Annotated in this window: 8 protein-coding genes; 5 read left to right on the top strand and 3 right to left on the bottom strand. The window is 53.8% G+C overall.

Annotated elements, in window-relative coordinates:
- Positions 1–33: 33 nt before the first annotated feature.
- From K0335_RS21030 to K0335_RS21040, 3 genes are all read left to right on the top strand, one after another.
- Positions 34–624, top strand: a complete 591-nt coding sequence (locus K0335_RS21030) for a YjaG family protein (protein ID WP_000940106.1) — start codon at positions 34–36, stop codon at positions 622–624.
- A gap of 186 nt (positions 625–810) precedes the next feature.
- Complete coding sequence (gene hupA / locus K0335_RS21035; RefSeq protein WP_001044513.1) at positions 811–1,083, top strand: nucleoid-associated protein HU-alpha; 273 nt, start codon at positions 811–813, stop codon at positions 1,081–1,083.
- Positions 1,084–1,095: 12 nt separating this feature from the next.
- Complete coding sequence (locus tag K0335_RS21040; protein WP_001300651.1) at positions 1,096–1,791, top strand: DUF1481 domain-containing protein; 696 nt, start codon at positions 1,096–1,098, stop codon at positions 1,789–1,791.
- 1 nt (position 1,792) lies between these two features.
- Here the strand turns inward: K0335_RS21040 and zraP are convergent, their stop codons facing one another.
- On the bottom strand, positions 1,793–2,212 hold the full coding sequence (zraP, locus tag K0335_RS21045; protein WP_001296714.1) for a zinc resistance sensor/chaperone ZraP: 420 nt from the start codon (positions 2,210–2,212) through the stop codon (positions 1,793–1,795).
- Positions 2,213–2,449: 237 nt separating this feature from the next.
- Here zraP and zraS point away from each other — a divergent pair, with 237 nt between their 5' ends.
- Positions 2,450–3,826: a two-component system sensor histidine kinase ZraS gene (gene zraS / locus K0335_RS21050; RefSeq protein ID WP_104920563.1), complete on the top strand. Its 1,377-nt coding sequence runs from the start codon at positions 2,450–2,452 to the stop codon at positions 3,824–3,826.
- Positions 3,823–5,148: a sigma-54-dependent response regulator transcription factor ZraR gene (gene zraR / locus K0335_RS21055; RefSeq protein ID WP_104920564.1), complete on the top strand. Its 1,326-nt coding sequence runs from the start codon at positions 3,823–3,825 to the stop codon at positions 5,146–5,148. The genes zraS and zraR overlap by 4 nt, the downstream gene beginning before the upstream one ends.
- Here zraR and purD read toward each other — a convergent pair.
- Together purD and purH are read right to left on the bottom strand one after the other, a co-directional pair.
- Positions 5,145–6,434 carry a phosphoribosylamine--glycine ligase gene (gene purD / locus K0335_RS21060; protein ID WP_046077243.1) on the bottom strand — a complete coding sequence of 430 codons (1,290 nt, stop codon included), beginning with the start codon at positions 6,432–6,434 and terminating at the stop codon, positions 5,145–5,147. The two genes, zraR and purD, sit on opposite strands and share 4 nt — an antisense overlap.
- 11 nt (positions 6,435–6,445) lie before the next feature.
- A complete protein-coding gene (gene purH / locus K0335_RS21065; protein ID WP_219394091.1) occupies positions 6,446–8,035 on the bottom strand; it encodes a bifunctional phosphoribosylaminoimidazolecarboxamide formyltransferase/IMP cyclohydrolase in 1,590 nt (529 codons plus the stop codon).
- Positions 8,036–8,422 lie beyond the last annotated feature (387 nt).

The following is an 8,422-nucleotide window of genomic DNA, read 5'->3' on the forward strand; positions in this document are numbered from 1 at the left end:
ACTGCGGATAATTTCCGTATTTGAGAACTCAACATGTTACAAAACCCAATTCATCTGCGTCTGGAGCGCCTGGAAAGCTGGCAGCATGTCACTTTCATGGCTTGCTTATGCGAACGCATGTACCCCAATTACGCCATGTTCTGCCAGCAAACCGGTTTTGGTGATGGGCAAATTTACCGCCGCATTCTCGATCTCATCTGGGAAACACTGACCGTCAAAGACGCAAAAGTGAATTTTGATAGTCAACTGGAGAAATTTGAAGAAGCGATTCCTTCAGCGGACGATTTCGATCTGTACGGCGTTTATCCGGCAATCGATGCCTGCGTGGCGTTAAGTGAACTGGTCCATTCGCGTTTGAGTGGCGAAACGCTCGAACACGCGGTAGAAGTGAGTAAGACCTCCATCACGACCGTGGCGATGCTGGAAATGACTCAGGCTGGCCGTGAAATGAGCGATGAAGAGCTCAAAGAAAACCCAGCTGTAGAGCAAGAGTGGGACATTCAGTGGGAAATATTCCGACTTTTAGCTGAGTGCGAAGAACGCGATATCGAGCTGATAAAAGGCCTTAGGGCAGACCTGCGTGAGGCGGGCGAGAGCAATATTGGTATAATTTTTCAGCAATAAGACCAGAAAACGTGATTTAACGCCTGATTTGTCATACCTGGAGTCTTCCCTTTCGCCCCCCGTCTGGTCTACATTTGGGGGGCGAAAAAAAGTGGCTATCGGTGCGTGTATGCAGGAGAGTGCTATTCTGGCATTTCCGTCGCACTCGATGCTTAGCAAGCGATAAACACATTGTAAGGATAACTTATGAACAAGACTCAACTGATTGATGTAATTGCAGAGAAAGCAGAACTGTCCAAAACCCAGGCTAAAGCTGCTCTGGAGTCCACTCTGGCTGCAATTACTGAGTCTCTGAAAGAAGGCGATGCTGTACAACTGGTTGGTTTCGGTACCTTCAAAGTGAACCACCGCGCTGAGCGTACTGGCCGCAACCCGCAGACCGGTAAAGAAATCAAAATTGCCGCAGCTAACGTGCCGGCATTTGTTTCTGGCAAGGCACTGAAAGACGCAGTTAAGTAAGATTGCGTGGCAGTGAACAGTTTTAACGAAGGGGTGGTTTCACCCCTTTTGTCTTTCTGGCGTCGATCATTGATGCTGGCGGGCGCTCTGTTTCTCACTGCCTGTAGTCACAACTCTTCACTTCCTCCCTTTACCGCCAGTGGATTTGCTGAAGATCAGGGCGCGGTACGTATCTGGCGAAAAGACAGCGGCGATAATGTGCATCTGCTTGCTGTGTTTAGCCCGTGGCGCAGTGGCGATACCACGACGCGAGAGTATCGCTGGCAGGGCGATAACCTCACGCTCATCAATATCAATGTTTACAGCAAACCGCCGGTGAACATTCGCGCGCGTTTTGACGATCGCGGCGATCTGAGCTTTATGCAACGTGAATCCGATGGGGAAAAGCAGCAGCTTTCTAACGACCAAATCGATTTATACCGTTATCGTGCTGATCAGATCCGCCAGATTAGCGATGCCTTACGTCAGGGGAGAGTCGTGCTGCGCCAGGGGCGCTGGCATGCGATGGAACAGACCGTGACCACCTGCGAAGGGCAAACCATTAAACCTGATTTAGATTCGCAGGCGATAGCGCATATCGAGCGCCGCCAGAGCCGCTCTTCTGTTGATGTCAGCGTGGCATGGCTGGAAGCGCCCGAAGGTTCGCAATTACTGTTAGTGGCAAACTCTGATTTCTGTCGCTGGCAACCCAACGAGAAAACGTTCTGATTTACCAGTGGCCCATACCCATATGACCGCCACCACCGCAGCCGCCGTAACCCATTCCGGTACCGCGCGGAATACCCGCTTCAGCCATCGCAATATCTCGTTTCACCCGTAACTCATCTAACGACTGACGCAAATTCTCCATCTCTTTGGCGACCGCGTTAATTTTGCTGCTATCCGGTGGGTTCGCGGCTAACAGGGCATTGTATTCATAACGCTTCGTCACCAGTTGCTGTTGCAGTGCGCTGCTTTGAGCGTAAAAGTCATTATGGATTTTCTGCCACGCTGTCTGTTGTTCGCTGGTCAAAGGCGCGGCATTTTGCTGCCACATACCGTGTCCGCCGTGAGCAAATGCAGATGTCGATCCCATCGCCATTGCTGAAAGCGCCATCATCACCAGGGCAATTTTCGTGTTCCGTTTCATGGTTAATCCTCCAGTGGTTGTCTTACTTCGGGTATTGCATCTTTCGTGCCAACGGCGAAACGCTGATATGACGGGCAATATGACATGATAAACGAGTAAAAATGACTCGCCTGCTGTGTGTAGCGAGTCATTTTTACTCATTGAAACTTAAGCCTTTGTGTTAAAGCGCAGGGTAAGTGCTAATAAAAGATGGCATGATTTCTGCTGTCAAAAAGGGATGAACAGGCAAAGAAGAAGATGCGTTTTATGCAGCGATCAAAAGATGCCTTAGCTAAATGGTTAAGCGCGATCCTCCCCGTAGTCATTGTTGGGCTGGTGGGGTTGTTTGCGGTGACGGTGATTCGCGATTATGGGCGCGAGACTGCCGCCGCCAGACAAACTCTGCTGGAAAAAGGCAGTGTACTTATCCGCGCTCTCGAATCCGGCTCGCGCGTCGGTATGGGGATGCGCATGCATCATGCGCAGCAGCAGGCTTTACTGGAAGAAATGGCTGGGCAGCCAGGAGTGCGTTGGTTTGCGGTCACGGATGAACAAGGAACAATCGTGATGCATAGCAACTCCGGCATGGTGGGAAAACAGCTTTATTCCCCGCAGGAAATGCAGCAGTTACATCCGGGAGACGAAGAAGCGTGGCGGCGGATCGATAGCGCAGACGGCGAGCCTGTTCTGGAAATTTATCGCCAGTTTCAACCGATGTTTGCTGCTGGAATGCACCGGATGCGCCATATGCAGCAGTATGCCGCGACACCACAAGCAATTTTTATCGCTTTCGACGCCAGTAACATTGTGAGTGCCGAAGAGCGTGAGCAGAGAAACACCCTGATTATCCTCTTCGCCCTGGCGACGGTCTTGCTGGCAAGCGTGTTGTCATTCTTCTGGTATCGCCGCTATCTTCGCTCGCGCCAGCTGTTACAGGATGAAATGAAGCGCAAAGAGAAGCTGGTGGCGCTGGGACATCTGGCCGCAGGCGTCGCCCATGAAATCCGTAACCCGCTTTCCTCGATTAAAGGGCTGGCGAAATATTTTGCCGAACGCGCACCCGCAGGAGGAGAAGCGCATCAATTGGCGCAGGTGATGGCGAAAGAAGCCGACCGTTTAAACCGCGTGGTAAGCGAGATGCTGGAGCTGGTTAAGCCAACGCATCTGGCTTTGCAGGCGGTGGATCTCAACACGCTGATTAACCACTCATTACAACTGGTAAGCCAGGATGCAAACAGTAGGGAGATCCAATTACGCTTTACCGCCAACGACGCATTGCCGGAGATACAGGCCGATCCGGACCGACTGACTCAGGTCCTGTTGAATCTCTATCTCAATGCTATTCAGGCGATTGGTCAGCATGGCGTGATTAGCGTGACGGCCAACGAAAGCAGCGCAGGCGTTAAAATAAGCGTAACCGACAGCGGTAAGGGAATTGCGGCGGATCAGCTTGAAGCCATCTTCACCCCGTACTTCACCACCAAAGCCGAAGGCACCGGACTGGGGCTGGCGGTTGTGCATAATATTGTTGAACAACACGGTGGTACAATTCAGGTCGTAAGCCAGGAGGGGAAAGGTGCAACGTTCACCCTCTGGCTTCCGGTCAATATTACGCGTAAGGACCCACAAGGATGACGCACGATAATATCGATATTCTGGTGGTGGATGATGACATTAGCCACTGCACTATCTTGCAGGCATTGCTGCGCGGCTGGGGCTATAACGTCGCGCTGGCGAACAGCGGGCGACAAGCGCTGGAGCAAGTGCGGGAACAGGTTTTTGATCTTGTGCTTTGTGATGTGCGAATGGCAGAGATGGATGGCATCGCCACGCTGAAAGAGATCAAAGCGTTAAATCCGGCAATTCCGGTACTGATTATGACCGCGTACTCCAGCGTCGAGACGGCGGTAGAGGCGTTGAAAACCGGGGCGCTGGATTATCTCATCAAGCCGCTGGATTTCGATAACTTGCAGGCGACCCTGGAAAAGGCGCTTGCGCATACGCACAGTGTTGATGCTGAAATGCCTGCGGTGTCTGCCAGCCAGTTCGGTATGGTCGGTAAAAGCCCGGCGATGCAGCACCTGCTCAGTGAAATTGCCCTCGTCGCGCCATCGGAAGCCACGGTGCTGATCCACGGCGATTCCGGCACCGGTAAAGAGCTGGTCGCCAGGGCGATTCACGCCAGTAGCGCACGGAGTGAAAAGCCGCTGGTAACGCTCAACTGTGCGGCACTCAACGAATCCTTACTGGAATCTGAATTGTTCGGTCACGAAAAAGGGGCGTTTACCGGAGCCGACAAACGGCGGGAAGGGCGCTTTGTTGAGGCGGACGGCGGCACGCTGTTTCTCGATGAAATTGGCGATATCTCGCCGATGATGCAGGTTCGTCTGCTGCGTGCGATTCAGGAGCGCGAAGTTCAGCGTGTCGGCAGCAATCAGACTATCTCGGTTGATGTCCGGCTGATTGCCGCGACTCATCGCGATCTTGCCGCTGAGGTGAATGCCGGGGGTTTTCGCCAGGATCTCTACTATCGCCTGAATGTGGTGGCGATTGAAGTACCGCCGCTGCGTCAGCGGCGGGAAGATATTCCTCTGCTGGCTGGTCATTTTCTGCAGCGCTTTGCCGAACGCAATCGCAAGGCGGTAAAAGGGTTTACGCCCCAGGCGATGGATCTGCTGATTCACTACGACTGGCCGGGAAATATTCGTGAACTGGAAAACGCGGTGGAACGGGCGGTGGTGCTGCTGACCGGGGAATATATTTCCGAACGCGAGCTGCCGCTGGCGATTGCCAGTACGCCGATCCCGCTGGTGCAAAGTCAGGATATTCAGCCGCTGGTGGAAGTCGAAAAAGAAGTGATTCTGGCGGCGCTGGAGAAAACGGGCGGCAACAAAACCGAAGCCGCCCGTCAGTTAGGGATTACGCGCAAAACGCTATTGGCAAAACTGTCGCGTTAGTTCTGCTCGCGTTCGATGGCGCGCCAGCCGATATCCTTCCGGCAGAAGCAATCGTCCCAATGGATATTGGTCATTAAGGCATAAGCGCGTTTCTGCGCTTCTGCCACGGTATGACCCAGCGCGGTGACGCACAGTACGCGCCCGCCGCTGGTTACCACCTGCTCGTCATCCGCCAGTTTTGTGCCCGCGTGGAACACTTTGCCGTCTGACACTTCTTCCAGCGGCAGGCCGTGGATCACATCGCCGGTGCGGTAATCGCCAGGATATCCACCCGCAGCCATCACCACGCCGAGAGAAGCGCGTTCATCCCACTCGGACGTTTTCTCGTCAAGCGTACCTTCACAGGCCGCCAGGCAGAGTTCAACCAGATCGGACTTCATGCGTAGCATAATCGGCTGGGTTTCCGGATCGCCAAAGCGGCAGTTAAATTCGATAACCTTCGGATTACCCTGTTTGTCGATCATCAGGCCCGCATAGAGAAAACCGGTGTAGGTGTTGCCTTCCGCCGCCATACCTTTCACGGTTGGCCAAATGATACGTTCCATCGTGCGCAGATGAACTTCATCGGTCACCACTGGCGCAGGGGAGTAAGCGCCCATACCGCCTGTGTTCGGCCCGGTATCTTTATCGCCTACGCGTTTGTGATCCTGGCTGGTGGCCATTGGCAGCACATGCTCACCGTCCACCATCACGATAAAGCTCGCTTCTTCGCCGTCGAGGAACTCTTCGATAACGATGCGATGACCCGCGTCGCCAAAAGCGTTGCCCGCCAGCATATCGTGAACAGCCGCTTCCGCTTCTTCCAGCGTCATCGCCACGATAACGCCTTTCCCGGCAGCCAGACCGTCCGCTTTAATGACGATTGGCGCGCCTTTCTCACGCAGATACGCCAGTGCAGGTTCTACCTCGGTGAAGTTCTGGTATTCCGCCGTAGGGATCTTATGGCGGGCCAGGAAATCTTTGGTAAACGCTTTCGAGCCTTCCAGTTGCGCGGCGCCTGCGGTTGGGCCGAAGATTTTTAGCCCGGCGGCGCGGAAGGTATCGACCACGCCTTTCACCAGCGGCGCTTCCGGGCCGACGATGGTCAAGTCGATCTTTTCATTTTGCGCGAAATCCAGCAGTGCCGGGATGTCGGTCACGCCAATAGCGACGTTTTGCAGCGCAGGTTCCAGCGCAGTGCCTGCGTTACCCGGAGCAACAAAAACAGTCTCAACCAGCGGCGACTGGGCCGCTTTCCAGGCCAGCGCGTGCTCGCGCCCGCCATTACCAATCACTAATACTTTCATCTGTCGCTCCATTAATGGCGGAAGTGGCGCATGTCGGTGAAGAGCATCGCAATACCGTGCTCGTCGGCGGCGGCAATCACTTCGTCATCACGGATAGAACCGCCAGGCTGGATTACGCAGGTCACGCCCGCAGCGGCCGCGGCATCAATACCGTCGCGGAACGGGAAGAACGCGTCAGAAGCCATTGACGAACCTTTCACTTCCAGGCCTTCATCGGCAGCTTTAATACCGGCGATTTTCGCGGAGTACACGCGGCTCATCTGGCCTGCGCCAATCCCGATGGTCATATTGCCTTTGGCATAGACGATAGCGTTGGATTTCACGAACTTCGCCACTTTCCAGCAGAATAGCGCATCACGCAGCTCCTGTTCGGTCGGCTGACGTTTGGTGACGACGCGCAGTTCTTCTGCTCCAACCATACCCAGGTCACGATCCTGAACCAGCAGACCGCCGTTCACGCGTTTGAAATCAAGGCCTGGAACACGCTCGGCCCACTGACCACATGTCAGGACACGTACGTTCTGTTTAGCGGCGGTGATTTTCAACGCTTCTTCGCTGGCGGACGGCGCAATAATCACTTCGACAAACTGACGAGAAATGATGGCCTGTGCGGTTTCAGCATCCAGCTCGCGGTTAAAGGCGATAATGCCGCCGAACGCCGAGGTGGGGTCGGTTTTATACGCGCGATCGTAAGCATCAAGAATGGAATTGCCGATAGCCACACCGCAAGGGTTGGCGTGCTTCACAATCACACATGCTGGCTCGGCGAACTCTTTCACGCACTCCAGCGCCGCATCGGTATCGGCGATGTTGTTATAAGAGAGGGCTTTACCCTGAACCTGGGTTGCGGTGGCAACGGAGGCTTCTTTCACATTCTCTTCTATATAGAAGGCAGCCTGCTGGTGGCTGTTCTCGCCGTAGCGCATATCCTGCTTCTTAATGAAGTTCAGGTTCAGCGTACGCGGGAAGCGACCGGCGGCCTCTTTGCTTTCACCGTGATAAGCCGGAACCATGCTGCCGAAGTAGTTGGCAATCATGCTGTCGTAGGCGGCGGTGTGTTCGAAGGCTTTGATAGCGAGATCGAAACGGGTTGCAAGCGTCAGCGATCCTTCGTTGGCATCCATCTCTTTAATAATGGCGTCGTAGTCGCTGCTCTTCACCACGATAGCGACATCTTTATGGTTCTTGGCAGCGGAGCGCACCATCGTTGGGCCGCCGATATCGATGTTCTCAACCGCATCTTCCAGCGAGCAGCCTTCACGGGCAACGGTCTGGGTGAACGGATACAGGTTAACAACCACCATATCGATAGGCTGGATCTGATGTTCTTCCATAATGGCATCGTCCTGGCCGCGACGGCCTAGAATGCCACCATGTACTTTCGGATGCAGGGTCTTCACGCGTCCATCCATCATCTCCGGGAAACCGGTGTAATCGGAAACTTCGGTCACTGGCAGCCCCTTTTCTGCTAACAGACGGGCAGTGCCCCCTGTAGACAGCAGCTCCACACCGCGTGCGGAAAGTGCCTGGGCGAATTCGACGATACCGGCTTTGTCAGAAACACTGAGCAGAGCGCGGCGGACTGGACGACGTTGTTGCATGGTAAATCCCCTGGATTTGACTATTACAGAGAGCGTTAGCTGAATTTTTCGCGAAAAACTCAGCTAACGCCCCTAACGGGGCATCCTTATTTTTCGCCCGCATTGTAACGAAAACGTTTGCGCAACGCTCGCGAATTTTTCTCTTTCAATGGTGATCACAATTTTGACAGTGTTTACCGTGGGAAAAATACAGAAATTACATTGATGATTGTGGATAACTCTGTGCGTAAAAAGGTATAAAGCGGGGTTTTGCTGGGGAATGCAGCAGTCAGTCATTTTTCTGCAATTTTTCTATTGCGGCCTGCGGAGAACTCCCTATAATGCGCCTCCATCGACACGGCGGATGTGAATCACTTCACACAAACAGCCGGTTCGGTTGAAGAGAAA

Origin of the sequence: Escherichia sp. GZ89 (assembly GCF_019366485.1) — a bacterium.
GTDB classification, from domain to species: Bacteria; Pseudomonadota; Gammaproteobacteria; order Enterobacterales; family Enterobacteriaceae; genus Escherichia; species Escherichia fergusonii.